This window comes from Novosphingobium sp. SG754, from assembly GCF_013149315.1.
Taxonomy (GTDB): Bacteria; Pseudomonadota; Alphaproteobacteria; order Sphingomonadales; family Sphingomonadaceae; genus Novosphingobium; species Novosphingobium capsulatum.
In genome coordinates this window covers 13231-32328 of sequence record NZ_JABGCC010000018.1, presented here as the reverse complement: position 1 = coordinate 32328, position 19098 = coordinate 13231, and the positions used below count along the sequence as shown (strand labels likewise).

Genomic DNA, 19098 nt, shown 5'->3' with positions numbered 1-19098 from the left:
TATGTGGCGAACCTCGCGACATGCCGCACGTAATCGAACTGGGTCTTCCGCGTGAACCGGCGCATGTTCATGTCTTCGATCATGCGCTGACGCAGCGAAGTGGCAGGGGCATCAGACAGGACGTTGGTCATGGAACGACTCCTTGATTGAAAGGAGCCAAAATGGTCTGCCTACTGGGTCCAGACCTCAACTTAGATACTGACCGCCGATCACTGGCCAGGCCTCAAAACAAGCGCCACTCCCGCGCCAGCGGGTTCGTACTTGTCCCAAACCCAGACCCCCGCCGCATTCAACACCGCTAAAGCGGCCAACCCCACCCCACCCCTCTGGTCCCCGCGTGATCTGCAAGCTGGACGCCGCGCCTTGTCCATGCCGGCGCAAAGTGCCAGTCGGTAAGAATGCAAATGGGGTAGCAAGGTCATGGTTACGCGTCGCGCTTTCGTGTCGGGTTCGCTCAACGCCGTGGCGGCGTCTGCCCTGCCAGTGCGGGCGCTGGCGGCCGCGCAGGGGACGGTGGAGGTGGCCTATGTCAACGCTGCAGTCTGGACCGGGGCAGGGCCGGACGTGCGCAGCGATGCCATCGGCGTGGCCGGGGGCCATGTCGTGGCGATCGGGCGCGATGCGGTGCGGGCGCGGTCTGGTCCGCGCACCCGCGTGGTCGATCTGCAGGGCGCCTTCGTCACGCCCGGGCTGGTTGATTGCCACACCCATTTCACCATCGGGTCGCTGGCGCTAACCCAGCCGTCGCTGCGCAATGCGGCCGGCCCCGATGAATTCGTGGCGCAGATCGCCAAGGCGGCGCGGGCGCTGCCCAAGGGCGAATGGCTGGAAGGGGGCAACTGGGACCAGGACCGCTGGGGCGGCACCCTGCCCACGCGGCAATGGATCGATGCCGTCACGCCAGACACGCCGGTGGCGGTAATCCGCTATGACCTGCACATGATCTTGTGCAATTCGCTGGCGCTCAAGCTGGCGGGGATCGACCGCAACACGCCCGATGTGCCGGGCGGGGTGATCGTACGCGACGCGCAAGGGGAGCCGACCGGGATCGTCAAGGACGCCGCCAAGGACCTCGTGCTGCGCGCCATTGCCCAACCCAGCCCGGCGCGGCTGGATGCGGCGGTGCGCGCCGGGATCGCCCTGGGGTTGAGCAAGGGCGTGACCGAAGTGCACGTGCCCGATCTCGATTGGTCGACCTATGAAATCACCCACCGGCTGCGGTCGCAGGGCGAAACCGGCATGCGGTTCTATCAGTTTACGCCGCTGAAAGACTGGGAGCGCATGGCCCGGATCGTGGCCGAGGAAGGCCGCGGCGACGACTGGGTGCGCTGGGGGGCGTGCAAGGTGGTGTTCGACGGCTCGCTGGGGTCGCGCACCGCGCTGATGTATCTGCCCTACCAGGACGAGTCCGGCGCGCATGGCATTGTCGTGACCGATCCCAAGGATCTGGCGGCGTGGATGACGGGCGCGGACAAGGCGGGCCTGCAGGTGACCGCCCATGCCATCGGCGATGAAGCCAATGACATCGTGCTCGATACCATGGCGGCGGTGACCAAGGCCAATGGCGCGCGCGACCGGCGCTTTCGCATCGAACACGCCCAGCACTTGCGCGAGGAAGCGATCGGGCGCTTTGCCCGGCAGGGGGTGATCGCCTCGATGCAGCCCTATCACGCCATCGACGATGGCCGCTGGGCCGTGCGGCGGATCGGGCCGGAGCGGTTGCGCGCCAGCTTTGCCGTGGGATCGATGGTGCGCAGTGGCGCGCATGTCTGCTTCGGGTCTGACTGGCCGGTGGCGCCGCTCGATCCCCTGACCGGAATCTATGCCGCAGTGATGCGCGAGACGATCGATGGCAAGAATCCCCAGGGCTGGTATCCCGAGCAGCGGATCACCATGGCCCAGGCGCTGCGCGGCTATACCCGCGAGGCCGCCTATGCCGGCAAGGTGGAGCATCTGCGCGGCGTGATCATGCCCGGCATGCAGGCCGATTTCGCGGTGTTCGACCGTGACCTGTTCCGCATCGATCCCGAAACCATCGAGCAGGCCAAGGTGATCCGCACGGTGGTGGGCGGGGTAGAGCGTTTTACCGCCTGATCGGCCCGCCACGGCGCAGCGCCCAGGCAATGGGCGCGACGCTGGCGGTGAGGCCAAGCGCGGCGGCGACGTCTTCCCAGCCGTCGCCCGCCAACCCGGCGATCATGCCGGCCAGCGAGACCACGGCGATGATTGCCACCGGCACTAGGGGATGTGCCTGCTTCATGCCGCGCGCGCCTTGCGGGCCGGGCGGGGTTTGCCCAGCCACAGGTATAGCCCGCTGCCCAGCACCACGATGCTCACCAGATCGAGCAGCGCCCAGAGAATTTTCATGGCCAGCCCCCCGTAATCGCCAAAGTGCAGCGGTTGCGCCAGCAGCAGGCCTTTCATGTACCACGGCATCGGCGCCACACCGTCGACCTGGCCGGTGCGCGCATCGACCATCACCGGGGTGAGCAGCTTGGCGGTGAGCGGCGTGGCGCCCTTGAGATAGACCGCGATGTGATCATGGCTGCTGAACGCAGCGCCGGGAAAGGCCACGAACTGCACCGTCATCCCCGGCACGGCGGCCTGCGCATGGCGCAGCGCCAGCGCGGCAATGCCGGGGCGATAGGGCACGATCGGCCCCGTGCTGTCATGCGCCAGGCGGGCCAGGGCATCGCCGCGCCACCAGGCGGTGATCGGATCGGCCAGCGTATTGATCGTGCCGGTCAGGCCCACGACCATGGCCCAGGCGAGCGTGACGCCGCCGATCACATTGTGCCAATCGAGCCAGCGCAGGCGGTTGGACTTGCCCCGGCGTACCGTGGCAAAGCCGGGCTTGCGCGCGAAGGGCGCATAGAGCACCACGCCCGAAACCAGCGCCAGGGCAAAGCACAGGCCCATCGCGCCCAGGAAATATTCGCCCACTTTGCCCAGCAGCAAATCCTTGTGCAGATCGAGCACCGTATCCATCACGCCATGGCCCGGCGCATCGCCGTGGGGCGGTGTGGCAGTGCGCAAGTCGATCGGATTGAACTGCATCGCCGCTTCGGGCGCATCGCCGGTCGGGCCGGTGGTGAGGTTGATCACCGGGCGATCTTCATCGAAACTCAGGTAGATCGGCACGCTGCCGGGATGGCGCGCCAGCGCGGCCGCCATGGCGCGGTCAACCGGCAGCAGTTCGGCCGCGCTCCAGTGTTCGGGCCGGGTCGATTTTGACAGGCCGTCGATCTCGTCATGAAAGATGAGCGGCAGGCCGGTCAGCGTCAGGATCAGCAGGAACAGCGTGCAGGTGAGGCTGGACCAGGTGTGCACTTTGCTCCAGGCGCGCAGTGTCGCGGGCTTCATGGCGCGGTATCCTGCCACCACGGCGCAACCGCCGCCTGGCCATCGCGGGCCAGGGTGCGGCCATCGAACGCGATGCCACCGCGCATGATGAGCGCGATGGAACGGGCATTGGCAATGTCGGTGCGTGGATCGGCATCGAGCACGACGAGATCGGCCAGCTTGCCGGGCGTGATGCTGCCCAGGTCATCCGGGCGGCCGATGATCCGGGCGTTGTCGATCGTCGCCATTTCCAGCGCTTCCAGCGGGGTCGCGCCGCCGGCCACGAAGGCGCCCATTTCCCAATGCACGCCGATGCCCTGCATTTCCCCATGGCTGCCCACGCCCACCAGGCCGCCGGCGCGGCGCAGGCGCACGGCATCCCGGGCAAAGCGCTGCCAGGTCTGCCAGGGCGCGGCGGTCCAGTGCCGTTCGCGCAGCCGGGCCGCCAGCGCGAACGGCGGCGTAAAGCGCGTGAGCCGCGCATCGTCTTGCGGCGCGTGGTTTTCGATTTCGTCGAAGAGCAGAGGCGCGCCGCCATAAAGCACGGTGATCGTGGGGGTGTAGGCGATCTGGCTGGCCACGAACAGGCGGACCACGTCGTCATGGATCGGGGTGATGGGCAGGTTGTGCTCGTTGCCGGAAAAGCCGTCGATCGCGTGGGTCAACTCCAGCACATAGTCGGCCGCGCCCTCGGTCGTGGGCATCATGCCCAGCTTGCGCGCGGCATTGGCCATATCCTGCCGGGCGGCGCGGTCGCCAATCATGTAGCTCTTTATGTTGCGCGTGCGATAGGCATCGCGATAGCGGGTGAGCACATCCTGCGCGACGCCTTGCGAGGTGATCGCGCTGTTGACGAACACGCCCGGCCCGGTGCTGAACAGGCGCGGCCCGGTCGAAAGCCCGGCGTCCATGCGATCGGCATAGGCAAAGATATCGGGCGTGAATGGCTGCACTTCCAGCACAGAAGTGACGCCATAGGCGAGCAGTGCGGGAAATTCCCAGTGCGTGCCATCGTGGATGGTGCGCGGAATGGGGAAGAAGTGGGCATGCGCGTCGATCAGGCCCGGGATGATGAACTTGCCCGCCAGATCGCGCACCTGCGCCCCGACGGGAACCGGCACGGTGCCACGCGGGCCAATCGCGGCAATACGGTCGCCCATGATCACCACATCGGCATCGGCGATGACGGCACCGTGGTCCATGGTCAAAACCGTGGCGCCGCGCAGCACCTGCGGCATCGCGGGCAGCGCGCGGGGTACCTGCACCGAGAGATCGCGCGGGGTGGCAGTGCTTTCGGGATCGGCGGCGGTGAGTGCCGCAGGCGCGGCATGGCGCCAGAACGGCCCGGTGGTCCACGACAGGCCATCGCCATCCCAGCGCATGGTATCGGCGCCAATGCGGGTGATCTGGCGCTGCGCCGCAGTGGCATCGGCCAGGTTCACCGGCTGGTCCGTGGCGGGCAGGGGCAGCAGGTGCAATTCGAACGCGGTGCGCGCGGCGAGCCAGTGGCCGTCGGGCGAAATCCGCAGTTCGTCGACCGGGCGCGGCTCCTTGACATATTGGCCAGCCGCGCGGGCGACGATGCGGGCGCGTGGGCGCAGGGTGCCATCTGCTTCCACGCGGGCGAGGGCGCCGCCGCTGTTGACCCACCAACTGCTATCGTCGGTCTGCTGCAGTTGCTTGAGGCCGGCGCCGTGCGCGATCACGCGCGGCGCGCTGCCGTCCTGGCCCAACGCGACCACGTCTACCGGCCAGGCGGGATCGAGTTCGTTGGGCGCGTGCAACCGGTCGAACTGCGCGGCGCGCAGGGCCACCACGCCGCTGCCATCGCGGCTCCAGCGCGGTTCGGTCCAATAGGCGCCCTGCGGCCCCAGCGCGTGGGGCGTGCCGCCATGGGCGGGAATGGTCCACACGCCGCCGCCCGTTTCCGCGCTCCAGCGCACGAAAGCCAGGCTCTGCCCATCGGGCGACCAGGCGGGCTGGAACGCATTGCCGGCAAACAATGCGCGTGGGGCGCCACCGGCGCGGTCGGCGAGATAGAGCGTGCCCAGCGCGGTAAAGGCAATGGCCTTGCCATCAGGAGACAGCGCCGCGCCTTCGGCCAAGTGGCTGCGCACCGTGGGGCCGTCTTCCACGCGCTGCCTGACGCGGCTTGGCGGGGCGAGCGCGAGGTCGACCGGTGCCGTGAACGGAATCGGGGTTTGCGCGCCGCTGGCCAGGTCGATCCGCACGAAACCGCCGCCCTTGGCCAGGATCAGCGCGCGGCCATCGGGGGTAAAGCGATAACCGGGGGTGAGGTCGTAGTAATAGCCGCCTTCCTGCCCATCGTGGTCGATCGGCCAGGCAATCCAGCGGTCTTCGCCCGTGGCCAGGTTGCGCAGGCGCAGGCCGGTCTCGCTGGTGGCAGGCGTGGTGCCATCGCGCCGCGCGGCATAGGCCAGCAACTGGCCATCGGGCGAGAGCACTGGCCGCATGCCGCCCGGCACCACGGTTTCCACCGCGCTTGTAGCCAGATCCTGCCGCACGATGGACCAGGTGGGCGGGTCCTTCTCGGTCCAGGTGTGGCCGCGCTTGGTGGCATACCACACCGTCTTGCCATCGGGCGAAGGCGCTGCTCCCAGGGCATTGATGCGCTCGTCCCAGCCTTCGTTGCCGCTGGGTTGCGCCTTGACCAGCACGTGCGCCGCGCCGCCGTCGAGCGGCACGCGCCACAGCTCGAACGCCAGGACGGCATGGACCGCGCGGCTGACATAGACGCTGCGGCCGTCGGGCGCCCATGCCGGAGAGGTCATGAGCACGAGCGACGTCTCGTGCGTCAATTGGCGTGCGCCGCTGCCATCGCTGCGCGCAACCCAAACGTTGGTCACGCCCGAGCGATCGGAAATGAACGCAATCCATTGCCCGTCGGGAGAGGGCACCGGATTGCGCTCGAACGGCGTGCCGGTGAGCACCGCTTGCGCCGTGCCGCCGCCGGCCGGCATGCGATAGATATCACCCAGGATATCGAACCACAGCCAGGCGCCGTCGGGCGAGAGCGCTGGCTGCGCCCAGGTCGCTTCGTGGGCCTGATAGGCCAGATGCCGGGGCGGCTCAGCATGAGCGGCCCCGGCGGCCAGCGCCAGTACCAGGGAAAGAACCGGCGCGGCCTGGCGCATCAGAGCGACCAGTCGGCCCGCAGGCCCAGCGTGCGTGGGCGAACGATCGAGCCGGCGGGCACCGCCTGCGACGTGAAGGGCGCGTTGAGAATGCCGAACTTGTCGAACACGTTGTTGGCAAACACCATGACCCGCAGCTTTTCGCCCACGGTCACGCTGGCGCGCAGATCGAAGATGTTGAAATTGCCGCGTGTCGCGGTGTTGCCAAACGCGACCGGGGCCGACGACAGGTAGCGATGCGCCACTTCGAATGAAGGCTTGAACGCCACGTCGGCAAAGTCGAACTTGAGGTTGTTGGCCACCGACCAGCGCGACGATCCGGGCAGGACCGAGCCCGAGGCATAGCCGCCGCCCACGGCAAAGGTATCGGGCAGGAACGCGGTGAGGCGCGCGTCCTGGACCGTGGCGCTGGTGCTGAAGCTGGCAAAGCGCGCCAGTTGCGCCGTGGCGGACAGTTCCACGCCGCTGATATTGGCGCTGCCGGCGTTGGAGACATAGGAATAGTATGACGGCGCCGGGCCAAACAGGCGTGCCTGAATGCCTTTCCAGTCGATATTGAACACCGTCGCCTCGACATAGAGGCGGTTGTCGAGCGCGTGGAATTTCACGCCCATTTCATAGTTCTTCACCCGGTCGCTGTTGTATTTGACCGGGATGGTCGGCAGCAGGCCGGCGTTGGGGTTGATCCCGCCCACGCGATAGCCTTCCGAATAGGTGGCGTAGGCCAGGAAATCCTTGGTGGGCCGCGCCGTGATCGTCACCTTGGGGGTGAAGCCGTCTTCCTTGTTGGAGACGTAGCCCTTGGCGTCCGTGGGGTTGTAGCCACCCGGATAGCCGCCCAGCGCACCCGCCTGGTTGACGACGGTGGCGTTGTAGCGGTTCCAGAAATAGCGGCCGCCCACGGTAATCTCGATATCGTGGCGCGGGGCATAGGTCAGTTCGCCAAAGACGCCCACGTCCTGGTTATAGGTATCGGAAAGATAGCCATAGAGGCGGTCGCCCGGGGTAAGCACGCTGCCGGCATAGCCGCCGAACAGCGCGGGATTGGCGTCGATATAGGCCGCAGCCCCATTCTGGAAGATCTGGTCGTAGCTATGCTTGCGCGCTTCCATATAGCTCGCGCCGATCAGGTAGCGCAGCGGGGTATTGCCCTTGGAGGCAAGGCGTACTTCGGCGGTCTTGATATTGGCATTGGCGTTGCCGGCCGAATAGGCCGCACCCGATCCCGTGGTCACGCCGGTGACGTAGTAATAGGGATAGGAAAACTGGGTGAAATTGTGCTTCTCGATGACCGAGCCGATCGCGGTCAGTTCGGCGCCGCCCAGGTCCTGGTCCAGGCGCAGCGAGTTCATCCAGAAGCGCGTGCGCTGCGGCTCGGCCCGTGCGGTGTTGCGGATGTAGGGGTGGTCGAGATCGAGGTAGGTCTGGTCTTCGAGGTAGGTATCCTGCCACGATGACAGATAGCTGATCTTGGTCGCGGCCGTGGGCGTGAACACCACCGAACCGCGCAGGCCGCGCGTGCGGAAATCGTTGCTGCCGTTCACCCCGGTGCCGGGATTGTCGAGATAGCCCGCGTCAAAGCGCTGCAGCGCGACCAGGCGCACCGCCAGCTTGTCGGTCACCAGCGGCACGTTGATCATGGCCTTGGCGGCATAGTTCGCTTCGCCATGGCTGTTCTTGGTCGTGCCGACCAGGCCCGATGCGGCGGCATCGATTTTGGTTGGATCGGCCAGGTTCACCACATAGTTGACGAGGCCGCCCAAGGTGGAAGAACCGAACAGCGTGCCTTGCGGGCCGCGCAGCACTTCCACCCGGTTGAGATCGAATGTGTCGACATCGGGGATGGCGATGGGAAAGCCCGGTTCCACCAGCGGCACTTCGTTGAGGTAATAGCCAACCGTGGTTTGGCCCTGTTCGTGATAGGTCGTCGCCGCGATCCCGCGGATCACCACCTCGGAAATGCCAGGCTGGTAATCGTTGAACACCACGCCGGGCAGGCGGGCGATGTAATCGCCCAGGCTCTGCGCGTTGGCGGCGGCTAGGTCCTTGCCCGAGACGGCGCTGGCGGCGATCGGCGTCTGGTCGAGCGCCACGGCGCGCTTGGTCGCGGTGACGACGATGCTGCCGGCGCTTTCCGCCGCCGGTTCATCTGCGGCCAGGGCCGGCTGGGCAGCAAGTGCCAGCGCGGAAACGCCAGCCAGGCAGGCAAGATGCAGTGTGGTCCTCATGGTACTTCCCCTGTGCATGTCATGGATCGCCCGGTTCGGCTATCCTGCGGTTTCGTCCCTGTGTGCCGCTGCATGGGCCTGCAGGCGGTCGTCGTTGAGCCGCTGCATCCACCCGGCAAGCACCGGATCGGGATGGGCGGCGATGATTTCGCGCAGTTCGGGCAGGTCTTCCTCCTGGCCCAGCTTGAACCGCGCATCGGTGGCGGTGACGGTGGCGCGAAAGCCGATGATCCGCGCCATCAGGTGGGGCAGTCGCGCGCCAGCCTCTTCTATCTGCCAGGGCCGTGGCTGGTCCGCTTCGACATGGCTGGTCAGTCGGCGCACGGCAGGCATCGTGCCGTCCTCGTCGAACGCCACGGTCACTGCGAAGGCGGCGACGGCAAAGTTCCAGGTGGGGGCCCAGTGTGGCTTGCTCACCAGCGCGGGCGAGACATAGCCTTGTGGCCCCATGACCAGCACCTGCGCGCGTGGATCGGCCTGCAAGGCGGCGACTTGCGCATTGCGGCGCGAGCAATGACCGATCAGCGCCGTCACCTCGCCGCTGTCGTCCAGTTCCGCCACCAGCGGCAAAGGCGTCGCGAAAAAGCCGGCGTCGCCATGGTTGACGAGCCATGCCAGCGGATAGTCCGCCACGAGCCGGGCCAGATCGGCAGGGGTGCCAGAAGGAAAGTCCATGGCCGCCATCTTGCCGCTTCCCTGGCCCGGCAAAAGTGCCAGATCCGCAATTTGCAGGGGGCCAATATGCCGGGCTCAACCCCGGCCCAGTGCACCCAGCACGCGCACCGCCTGTACCGTGCGTTCCGCGGCATGGCTGGCAAAGCCCAGGCGCAGGCCATGGGGGGCATTCTCGCCCAGGCGATAGGATGCCGATTGGGCAAAGGTGATGCCGGCCGCGCCTGCGCCTTCCTCGATCCGGGCAAGCGCGGCAAGATCCTGGAATTCCAGCCACATTGCCAGGCCGCCGGCGGGCAGGCGGGCGCTAACCAGATCGCCCAGTTCATCCTGCACGGCCTGGGCCAGCGCATCCCGGCGCTGGCCATAGATGCGCGTGGCCTTGCGCGCGTGGCGGCGCACTTCGCCTTCCTCGAACAGCATGGCCACGGCATCCTCGGTCAGGCTGTTGCCCATGCCATCGCCGATCGAAATCTGATGCGCGGCCGCGGCGATCACCGGCGTTGGCGCCACGATATAGCCCACGCGCAGCGCCGGCAGCAGCAGCTTGGACAACGAGCCGACATAGATCACCACATCTGGCGCATAGGCGGCCATCGGCAGCAGCGGTTGCGAGCCAAAACGAAATTCGTGGTCGTAATCGTCCTCGATGATGGCAAAGCCGAACTGGCGGGCCAGCTCCACCAGGCGCAATCGCCGCTCCGGCGCGAGCGAAACGGTGGAGGGGAACTGGTGGTGCGGGGTGAGGAACACCGCGCAGACCTTGCGCGTGCGGCAGGCGCGCTCCACCGCGTCGACGTCGATGCCCTCGTCGTCAAGCGGTACCGGCAGCACCGGCACCCCGGCCGCCTGGAACGCGGCGACGGCGGGTTCATAGGTCAGCGCCTCGGCCAGGGCGACCGCACCGGGACGGGCGAGCAGCCGTGCGGCGAGCGCGATGCCCATCTGGCTGCCCCGCGTGACGCACACGTTTTCCGCGTCCACCACCAGCCCGCGCTCCTCGCGCAGCATGGTAGCGAGGCTCGCGCGCAGCTTGTCGCTGCCGCAGGGATCGCGATAGCCCAGCTGTTGGCGCCGCGCGGCATAGAGAGCAGCGGTGCGAAAGGCGCGCGCCAGGGGCTCGGGTGGGAACAGGCTGCCATCGGGGCTGCCCTCGTCCAGCTTGATCACCCGGCCGGGCGGCACGGCAATGGGCCGATCGGGTGGGGAGACGAAGCGATAGATCGGCCGCCGGCCGATGGGCGGGCTCGCCTCGATCGCCTCGGGCCGGCTGCGGGGCAGCCGCTTGGCCACTGCCGTGCCCTTGCGCCCGGCCGCTTCCAGCCAGCCCTGCGCCATCAGTTCCTCGTAGGCCGTCACCACCGTCTTGCGATTGAAGCCCAGTTCCGCCGCCAGTTCCCGGCTGCTGGGAAGCGCCGAGCCGGGTTGCAGACGCCCACGCTCGATCTCGTGGATCAGGGCATGGGCCAACTGCATATAGAGCGGCGTGGCCTGATCGCTGCGAATGCGCTGTTGCAAGGTAAGGGACCAGCCGCGGCGCATGGACCTGTGATGGACTCCGCAAAAGGGGTGTTGTGGGGTCCAATCGGAGTTTTGGGATTGGGGGTCAAGGGGCTTCCCTGACAGCGCTGCGCAGCACCTCCGTTCGTGCGCGTTACAAGACCTGTCCGAATGGGGTGGAGGTCCCGGCCGCCGTCAGACCTTTTCGAGCATCAGCGCGATGCCCTGGCCGACCCCGACGCACATGAATGCCAGCGCATAGCGGCCGCCGCTGTGGTGCAGTTCCTCGATGGCGGTCATGACGATCCGCGCGCCAGACATGCCCAGCGGATGACCGAGCGCGATCGCGCCGCCATTGCGGTTGACGCGCGGATCGTCGGCACGGATGCCAAGAGACCTGAGCGTGGCGACCGCCTGGCTGGCGAAGGCTTCGTTCAATTCGATCACGTCGATCTGTTCGAGCCCGATCCCGGTGATCCGGCACAATTTGCGGGCCGCCTCGATCGGGCCTGCGCCCATCACGCGCGGGGCAATGCCCGTTGCGGCCATGCCAAGTATTCGGGCGCGGGGCGTCAGGCCGTGGGTGCGGGCGGCCGCTTCGCTGGCAACCAGCATGGCCGCCGCGCCATCGTTGAGGCCCGAGGCATTGCCGGCGGTTACCGTCCCGTCGGGGCGGACGACCGGCCGGAGCTTGGCAAGCGCTTCCAGGCTGGTGGCGCGGGGGTGCTCATCGCGCGCGAAGATCGTGGGCTCGCCCTTGGGCTGGGGAATGCCGACCGGCACGATTTCCACCGCCATTCGGCCGCTGACGATCGCCGCTGCGGCCCTGTCCTGGCTGGCGAGCGCGAAAGCGTCCTGTTCCTCGCGTGTGATCTGCCACTCGTCCGCCACATTTTCGCCGGTCTGCGGCATCGTGTCCACGCCATAGGCCGCGCGGAGCAGCGGGTTGATGAAGCGCCAACCCAGCGTGGTGTCCTCGATCTTCTGCCCGCGGTCGAAGGGCGTGGCTGCCTTGCCCAGCACAAACGGGGCGCGGGTCATGCTTTCGACGCCCCCCGCAATGATCAACTCGGCATCGCCGGCGCGGATCGCCTGGGCGGCCATACCGACGGCGTTGAGGCCAGAGCCGCACAGCCGGTTGACGGTGGCCCCGGGCACCGCTTCGGGCAGGCCTGCCAGCAGCACCGCCATGCGCGCGACGTTGCGGTTGTCTTCGCCCGCCTGGTTGGCACAGCCAAGCAGCACGTCGTCGATGGCTTCCCAATCCACCCCGCCGTTGCGCTCGCCAAGCGCGCGCAACGGAATGGCGGCGAGATCGTCAGCGCGGATGGTGGAGAGCGCACCGTTCAGCCTGCCGATCGGGGTGCGGATAGCGTCGCAGATAAAGGCGTGGCGCATCAGAGATCCTGGCTTGAGGACGGAGAAGACAGCGCGACCGAGAAACTGGCGCCGGTTTTTGCCCGAATTTCCTCCACCGTCACGCCAGGCGCACATTCGACCAGGCGCAGGCCCGGCTTGGCGCAGGCGAGCACGCAGAGATCGGTGACGATCAGATCGACGCAGGCCCGGCCGGTCAGTGGCAGCGTGCAGGCCGGCAGGATCTTGTGCCCGCCGCTCTTGCTGGTGTGCTCCATCACCACGACGATGCGGCGCACGCCTGCGACGAGGTCCATTGCCCCGCCCATGCCCTTCACCATCTTGCCCGGGATGGTCCAGTTGGCGATGTCGCCGTCTTCGCTGACTTCCATCGCGCCCAGAACGGCCATGTCGATCCGGCCGCTGCGGATCATCGCAAAGCTGTCTGCGCTGGAAAAGAAGCTGGACGTGGGCAGGGTGGTGACGGTCTGCTTGCCGGCGTTGATGAGATCGGGATCGGCTTCGCCGGGATAGGGAAACGGCCCGATGCCGAGCAGGCCGTTTTCCGATTGCAACGTTACATCGATGCCGGCGGGAACATGGTTTGCCACCAGCGTCGGGATGCCGATGCCAAGATTGACATAGTATCCATCCTGCAACTCGCGGGCGACGCGGGCCGCCATTTCGTCGCGGGTCCAGCTCATGCCACAATCTCCGGCGCGCGGGTGGTCAGCTTTTCGATGCGCTTCTCGTTGATCGTCGACCGGACGATCCGGTCGACATAGATGCCGGGCGTGTGAATGCAGTCCGGGTCGAGCGCGCCGGCCGCGACGATCTCTTCCACTTCGACCACCGTGACCTTGCCCGCCGTCGCCATGTTGGGATTGAAGTTGCGGGCGGTCTTGCGGAACATCAGGTTTCCTTCGGGATCGGCCTTCCATGCCTTGATGATCGCCAGATCGGCACGCAGCCAAGTTTCGCGGACATATTCCACGCCGTCGAAGGTTTCGATCGGCTTGCCCTGGGCCACGACCGTCCCCACTCCGGTCTTGGTATAGAACGCGGGAATGCCTGCGCCGCCCGCGCGGATGCGCTCGGCCAGCGTGCCTTGCGGCGTGAGTTCCAGTTCCAGCTCGCCGGAGAGGTATTGCTGCTCGAACAGCTTGTTCTCGCCGACATAGGACGAGATCATCTTCTTTACCTGCCGGCTTTCCAGCAGCATCCACAGGCCAAACCCGTCGGCACCGGCATTGTTCGAGATGACCGTAAGGCCGCGAACGCCGCGTGCGCGGATTTCCGGGATCAGGCTTTCCGGGTTGCCCGACAGGCCAAAGCCGCCCGACATGATCGTCATGCCGTCGAACAACAGGCCGTCCAGCGCATCGGCGGGGCTATCGTAGAGCTTGTTCTTCATGGTTCCTCCAGCGGTGCAGATCGTGCGCCGCCCAGATACGTGTCAGTCGGCAATCGTCAGCAGGCCCTGTCCCGAGACGCCGACGGGAATGGCGGTGAGCGACCGGCCCTCGCAGGCGCCCGAGAAACAGGCGCCGGTATCCGCGCGGAACAGTGCAAAATGCTGGCTGCACAGGATGGCGCTGCTCTGCATGAACTCGTCTGGCGCGTGGTTGAGCGGCAGCGAATAGTGCGGGCAGAGGTTGAGATAGGCGCGCACACCGCCATCCGGGATGTGGACCACGAACATCGAGAAAGCGCTGCGGCCACGACCAAAGCGATATTCCCTGGCAGTGCCAACCGGAATGTCCGCGATGGGGCCGAGCAGGGTTCCGGGCGCCGGGGCATTGGGGCGGTATCTCCACAGGCCTGGATCATCCATCATGCCCCGCGGGCGCGTCGGCCAGGGTGAAGGCATAGTCGATCCCGAGGCTGCCATCGGCCTGTGCCTGGGGCCGCACGATCAGCGATTGCTTCACGCCGAAGACCGCGTCGCTTGTCAGATATGGGTCACCCTCGATGAACAGATGCGTGACGAGGCGACGATAGCCTGGTGCCGTGATCATGAAGTGGATGTGGGCCGGTCGGTTCGGATGGCGGCCGAGTGCCTCAAGCAGCGCGCCGACCGGGCCATCGTCGGGGATGGGGTAGCTGACCGGCACGATCGTGGCGAAGGCAAAGCTGCCGTCTGCGGCAGTTTCAAAGCTGGCTCGCAGGTGTCCGGCAGGCTGCTGCGGGTCCTGCACGTCGTATTGCCCGTTCGGTGCGGTCTGCCACACCTCTACCAGCGCACCGGCGAGGGGTGCGCCGCGTACCGTGGATACCGTCCCGCGCATGTGCAGCGGCGTGCCTTCTTCCGGGCGCTTGAGGATCGAAGCCCCGGCGGCAAGCACCGGCTGGCGGCCGGCATAGAACGGGCCAAAGACGGTGGACTCGCTCACGCCCTCGCCAGCAGCATGATTGAGCGCATCGACCAGCATCGAGACGCCAAGCACGTCCGAAAGCAGGATGAATTCCTGCCGCTCGGCGGTGCACATCTGCCCGGTGCGGGTGAGAAACGCGATTGCCGCTTCCCATTCGGCCTCGGTAAGGCACGTTTCCCGGATGGCGTCGTGCAGGTGGCGCAGCACCACGGCAAGGATCTGCCGCAACCGGGCATTTGGTGCCTCGGCCATGCGGTCGATCGCGGCCGTGGTGATGGCGGCGAAGTCGGGCGTGCTCATGCGGCCTCGCTTTCGCTTGCAGCGGGTGGATCGCCAGCCCAGGCGCGGGCGATCAGGTCGCGGACCCCTGCGTGCTCCAAGGGGCGCGGGTTCCAATAGGCGTTTTCGAGCGCCTGGTCGGTTGCCACGTCGATGCCGGATTCGGGCATGCCCAGATCGCGCAGCGCGCACGGTGCGCCAACTTGCCGAGCCAGCCGATGGAGCGCCGCAGCCGGATCGTCGTCACCCAGGGCAGAGCGGAGCATCGCCATCGCTTCGGAGATCGCTGGCGCGTTGTAGGCGAGCGCGTGGGGCAACACGATGGCGTGGGTTTCGGCATGGGGCAGATCGAAACTGCCGCCGAGCGTGTGGCACAGCTTGTGGTGCAGCGCCATGCCGACCGAACCGAGCACCATGCCGCACAGCCATGCACCATAGAGCGCCTGGCTACGCGCCGCCACGTCGGCCCCGTCCGCAACGACGCGCGGCAGTGCTGACGCCAGCGCGCGAATGCCTTCCTGCGCGACCAACTGCATCACCGGGTTGGTATCGCGGGCATAGAGCCCCTCGACTGCATGGGCGATGGCATTGATGCCGCTGGTGCCCGAGATGCCCGGCGGCAGGCCCAGCGTCAGGTCCACGTCATAGACCACGGCATGCGGGAGGATTTCCGGCGCCCGGCGGGTGGTCTTGCGGCCTCCTGCGGTCTCGCCCAGGATCGGTGTCATCTCCGATCCGGCATAGGTGGTGGGCACGGCGATGTGGCGCACGCCGGTTCGCACGGCCAGCGCCTTGCCCAGGCCGATGGTGGAGCCGCCGCCGAACGCGACCACGCCATCGGCGCCGCATGCCGCCAATTCCGCTTCGGCGCGGGCCGTGACTTCGACCGGGGTGTGCATCGTCGCCTCGGTGAACGTGGCGACGATCGTGTTGCCAAGCGACCGGGTTGCCGCGCGTGCCTGCTCTGCCTGTTGCGGGGTGGAGAGCAGCACGGCGCGACGCACGCCTTGCTGCTCCAGCACCGTGGGCAGCGAAGCCACGGTGCCAGTTCCGAACGTGACCTGCGTTGGCAGGCCCTGATAGGTGAAGTACCGCATCCTTGGCTCAGCGCCGGTAGAAGGGCGGTATTTGTGCGTCGACATTGACCCACACCGACTTGGCCACGGTGTATTCGCGCATCGCCTCGAAACCCATTTCACGGCCATAGCCAGAACGGCCGACGCCGCCGAAGGGTGAGCCAGGATGGACCCGCTTGTAGCTGTTGATCCACACCATGCCGGCGTGGATCTGCTTGGCGAAGCGGTGCGCGCGGGTGATGTCCTGCGTCCACAGCCCGGCGCCGAGGCCATATTCGGTGCCGTTGGCGATCGCCAGCGCCTCCTCGTCGGTGCGGAAGGTCAGCACGGTGACGAAAGGACCGAACACTTCCTCCTGCGCCACCCGGTGATCGGGCTGGGCGCGCACGATGGTCGGCTCCACAAAGCAGCCCGCCGCCAGCGCTGCATCGACAGGCGCGCGGCCGCCGGTCAGCACGTCGCCGCCTTGTTCGCGCGCCACCTCGACGAAAGACAGCACGCGCTCTTGGTGCAGCCGCGAGGTAAGCGGCCCCATTTCCGTCTGCGGATCGAGTGGATCGCCCAACCGGATCGAGCGGGTGAGCGCCACGAACTTTTCAAGGAAAGCGTCGGCGATGGCTTCGTGCAGGATCAGCCGCGATCCGGCGATGCAGGCCTGGCCCTGATTGTGGAAGATCGCAAAGGCCGATCCACCCACTGCCGCCGGCAGATTGGCATCGGCGAAGACGATGTTCGGTCCCTTGCCGCCCAGTTCCAGCTGCACCTTCTTGAGGTTGGTGGCCGATGCCTCGACGATCCGCCGACCGGTGGCGGTAGAGCCCGTGAACGCGACCTTGCCGATGCCGGGATGTTCGGCAATGCGCTGGCCCGCGTCGTGGCCGTAGCCGGTGACGATGTTGATCACGCCGTCCGGAAAGCCGACCTGCTGCATCAGCTCGCCAATCCGCAAGGTGGACAGCGGCGTGATTTCCGACGGCTTGATCACCACCGTGTTGCCCGCCGCGAGCGCGGGGCCCAGCTTCCAACTGGTGAACATCAGCGGGAAGTTCCACGGCACGATCGCGCCGACCACGCCGATCGGTTCGCGCTCGACATAGTTGAGGAAGCCCGCATCGACCGGCACGACAGAGCCTTCCAGCTTGTCTGCCATGCCGCCGAAATATCGAAAGCACAGCACCGTGCGCGGCACGTCGAGCGACAGGCAATCGCGGATCGGGTGGCCGGTATCGAGCGCTTCGAGCCGCGCAAGGTTGGCAGTATCTGCCTCGATCGCGTCGGCCAGCTTGAGCAGCAGGCGCCCGCGATCGTGTGCAGCCAGCGCCCGCCAGGCCGGGAAGGCGCGCGCGGCCGCCTCGACCGCGCGATCTACATCGGCGGCCGTGGCGATGGCGACTTCGGCGAGGGCCTCGCCATCAAAGGGATTGGCCACGGTGATCGTGCCGCCATCGGCACCATCGCACCATTTTCCGTCGATCAGCAGCTTGGTCGGGAAAGCGGGAAGGGGGTCGATCCGCGCCATGGTCAGAACTGCACCGGCGTGACGGGGGCGGTGCCCTCGGCAATCATCTGCGGGATCTTGGCGGCGCCGTTTTCCCAGACGAGCAGCATCGAGCGCTTGGTCGAATAGCCCTGGTGGCGGATATCGGCAGGCATGCAGCAGATGTCGCCGGCACGGGCCAGCACGCGGGCGCGCGGCTTGCCGGTTTCCTTGTCCTTCACGTCCCAGGTGATCTCGTCGGAAAGCTGCAGGAACCACTCGCAGCGATCGTTGCCATGTTCGACCGGCAGGATGAACTCCTCCGACGTGGGGCAGAACAGGCTATCGCCCACCACCGAGCAGACACTGGGGTTCCAGGTCACGTCAGAGCGGGACAGGTAACCAAACAGGTTATAGGCGCTCACCTCGTGCTCGAAACCGGGCTCAGCCTCGACCACCGGCTGGTCTTGCGGCACATCGGCGAACTGGCGGTTTACCGGGAAGCCGGCGGTATCGGTGCGCAGCGGCGTGTCGCCGGGCAGGCCGACCATGCGGTGCGCCGTCACGCGCTGGCGGGTGATGGCGGCATCGTTGGCTCCCTGCTTCACACCCCAGGGAACGCCGGTTTCCATCGGCGCGGCAAACGGGTCATAGCCCGCCACCGTCCAGTCAGAGAGCAGTTCCTTGAACGTCGCCATCAGCGCGGCCGACTGGAAACGCTCGGAATAGTCGCGGCCGGCGCTGCGGTAGGCATCGTTGAAGCGCCCGGCGAACATCGTCACTTCGCCATAGTGGTTGATGGTGCCGAACACCGCGTCGAAGTTCACCACGCCATAGAAGAAGCCCCAGGCGACATCGCGCATCATTGCCCGCAGGAACACGTCGATCGGGATGATGTGGGTTCCGCCCGGCCACGAGAGGTGGGCGAAATACTCGTCACGCTTGAAGTGGAAGCCGCCGGCGCGGAAGGCGCGGAACCCGGTCTGGTTGCTGATTTCCAGCGTTTCGGTGTCGGTGCTGGCGGTGCTGGTGGTGGGCGCAGCCTGGGCGTCGAGCGATAGCGACATGGCCATGGAATTTCTCCTGAAAGGGTCGGGAAAGGCGCGGCGCGATCAGGCCGTGGTCTGGCAGATCTCCGCCCATTTCTGGACGGTCACGTCGCCAAGGATCGTCTGCAGCAGGATGACGGCGGGTTTTTCGGCATGGAAGCGATAGGCCGCCCCCACCGGCAGCAGTCCCTGGTGGCCGCGCCCGAGCACGAGGCGGCCCATCTTGCGGCCTTCGGGCATGGCGTCGGCCAGTTGCACCGCGCCCTCATGCTCGGGATCGACATGATCATCCGGACGGGCGAGCTTGACGAGGTGGACTTCGACATCGCCATCCATGCACAGGACAAACTCGTCGTGCGCGCAGGTGTACCAGGGTGAGGTGCCTTCGGCGCGGGCAGCTTCGATGACATATTCAAAGTTGATGCCCACGGCGACACGGGCATAGGGCGCGTTGGTCTTTGCCACCTCGAAGACGTTGGAAAACACATAGTTGCGGGGATCGTCGTTGATGATCTCGACGCCGCCCTTCTCGTAATCATCCAGCGAACCGAAGCGGGTGATGACGTCGGACATTTCCAATCTCCTGAGC

The 19098-nt window shown here is 66.8% G+C and carries 16 protein-coding genes; 1 reads left to right on the top strand and 15 read right to left on the bottom strand.

Features of this window, described 5'->3' with window-relative positions:
* Window positions 1–420: 420 nt before the first annotated feature.
* Window positions 421–2094 carry an amidohydrolase gene (locus tag FHW97_RS21495; RefSeq protein ID WP_171799715.1) on the top strand — a complete coding sequence of 558 codons (1674 nt, stop codon included), beginning with the start codon at window positions 421–423 and terminating at the stop codon, window positions 2092–2094.
* Here the strand turns inward: FHW97_RS21495 and FHW97_RS21490 are convergent.
* The 15 genes from FHW97_RS21490 to FHW97_RS21420 all read right to left on the bottom strand — a co-directional run bounded on the left by FHW97_RS21490 (window position 2084) and on the right by FHW97_RS21420 (window position 19082).
* On the bottom strand, window positions 2084–2260 hold the full coding sequence (locus tag FHW97_RS21490; RefSeq protein WP_022677537.1) for a hypothetical protein: 177 nt from the start codon (window positions 2258–2260) through the stop codon (window positions 2084–2086). The genes FHW97_RS21495 and FHW97_RS21490 overlap by 11 nt on opposite strands.
* Window positions 2257–3363, bottom strand: a complete 1107-nt coding sequence (locus tag FHW97_RS21485) for a PepSY domain-containing protein (RefSeq protein WP_171799714.1) — start codon at window positions 3361–3363, stop codon at window positions 2257–2259. The genes FHW97_RS21490 and FHW97_RS21485 overlap by 4 nt, the downstream gene beginning before the upstream one ends.
* Entirely contained in the window at window positions 3360–6497 is a 3138-nt protein-coding gene (locus tag FHW97_RS21480; protein WP_171799713.1) for an amidohydrolase family protein, read from the bottom strand. The genes FHW97_RS21485 and FHW97_RS21480 overlap by 4 nt, the downstream gene beginning before the upstream one ends.
* Window positions 6497–8725 carry a TonB-dependent receptor gene (locus tag FHW97_RS21475; RefSeq protein ID WP_169042186.1) on the bottom strand — a complete coding sequence of 743 codons (2229 nt, stop codon included), beginning with the start codon at window positions 8723–8725 and terminating at the stop codon, window positions 6497–6499. Before FHW97_RS21475 ends, FHW97_RS21480 begins: the two co-directional genes overlap by 1 nt.
* A 39-nt stretch (window positions 8726–8764) precedes the next feature.
* The gene (locus tag FHW97_RS21470; protein WP_171799712.1) at window positions 8765–9400 is read right to left on the bottom strand and encodes an FMN-binding negative transcriptional regulator; all 636 of its coding nucleotides are present in this window, start codon (window positions 9398–9400) and stop codon (window positions 8765–8767) included.
* Window positions 9401–9475: 75 nt separating this feature from the next.
* The gene (locus FHW97_RS21465; protein WP_171799711.1) at window positions 9476–10939 is read right to left on the bottom strand and encodes a PLP-dependent aminotransferase family protein; all 1464 of its coding nucleotides are present in this window, start codon (window positions 10937–10939) and stop codon (window positions 9476–9478) included.
* 153 nt (window positions 10940–11092) lie between these two features.
* Window positions 11093–12295 carry a 3-oxoadipyl-CoA thiolase gene (gene pcaF / locus FHW97_RS21460; RefSeq protein ID WP_171799710.1) on the bottom strand — a complete coding sequence of 401 codons (1203 nt, stop codon included), beginning with the start codon at window positions 12293–12295 and terminating at the stop codon, window positions 11093–11095.
* Entirely contained in the window at window positions 12295–12957 is a 663-nt protein-coding gene (locus tag FHW97_RS21455; protein WP_171799709.1) for a 3-oxoacid CoA-transferase subunit B, read from the bottom strand. The genes pcaF and FHW97_RS21455 overlap by 1 nt, the downstream gene beginning before the upstream one ends.
* Window positions 12954–13667 (bottom strand): CoA transferase subunit A, encoded by a 714-nt coding sequence (locus tag FHW97_RS21450; protein ID WP_171799708.1) that lies wholly within the window; start codon window positions 13665–13667, stop codon window positions 12954–12956. Before FHW97_RS21450 ends, FHW97_RS21455 begins: the two co-directional genes overlap by 4 nt.
* A 42-nt stretch (window positions 13668–13709) precedes the next feature.
* Entirely contained in the window at window positions 13710–14090 is a 381-nt protein-coding gene (locus FHW97_RS21445) for a Rieske 2Fe-2S domain-containing protein (RefSeq protein WP_171794987.1), read from the bottom strand.
* Window positions 14080–14928 carry a dioxygenase gene (locus tag FHW97_RS21440; protein ID WP_171799707.1) on the bottom strand — a complete coding sequence of 283 codons (849 nt, stop codon included), beginning with the start codon at window positions 14926–14928 and terminating at the stop codon, window positions 14080–14082. The genes FHW97_RS21445 and FHW97_RS21440 overlap by 11 nt, the downstream gene beginning before the upstream one ends.
* Window positions 14925–16004 (bottom strand): maleylacetate reductase, encoded by a 1080-nt coding sequence (locus tag FHW97_RS21435; protein ID WP_171799706.1) that lies wholly within the window; start codon window positions 16002–16004, stop codon window positions 14925–14927. Before FHW97_RS21435 ends, FHW97_RS21440 begins: the two co-directional genes overlap by 4 nt.
* A 7-nt stretch (window positions 16005–16011) precedes the next feature.
* Entirely contained in the window at window positions 16012–17502 is a 1491-nt protein-coding gene (locus tag FHW97_RS21430; protein WP_171799705.1) for an aldehyde dehydrogenase family protein, read from the bottom strand.
* Between the two features lie 2 nt (window positions 17503–17504).
* Window positions 17505–18533 (bottom strand): hydroxyquinol 1,2-dioxygenase, encoded by a 1029-nt coding sequence (locus FHW97_RS21425; RefSeq protein WP_107717910.1) that lies wholly within the window; start codon window positions 18531–18533, stop codon window positions 17505–17507.
* A 39-nt stretch (window positions 18534–18572) separates the two neighbouring features.
* Window positions 18573–19082: a hydroxyquinol 1,2-dioxygenase gene (locus FHW97_RS21420; protein ID WP_169048228.1), complete on the bottom strand. Its 510-nt coding sequence runs from the start codon at window positions 19080–19082 to the stop codon at window positions 18573–18575.
* Window positions 19083–19098: the final 16 nt, after the last annotated feature.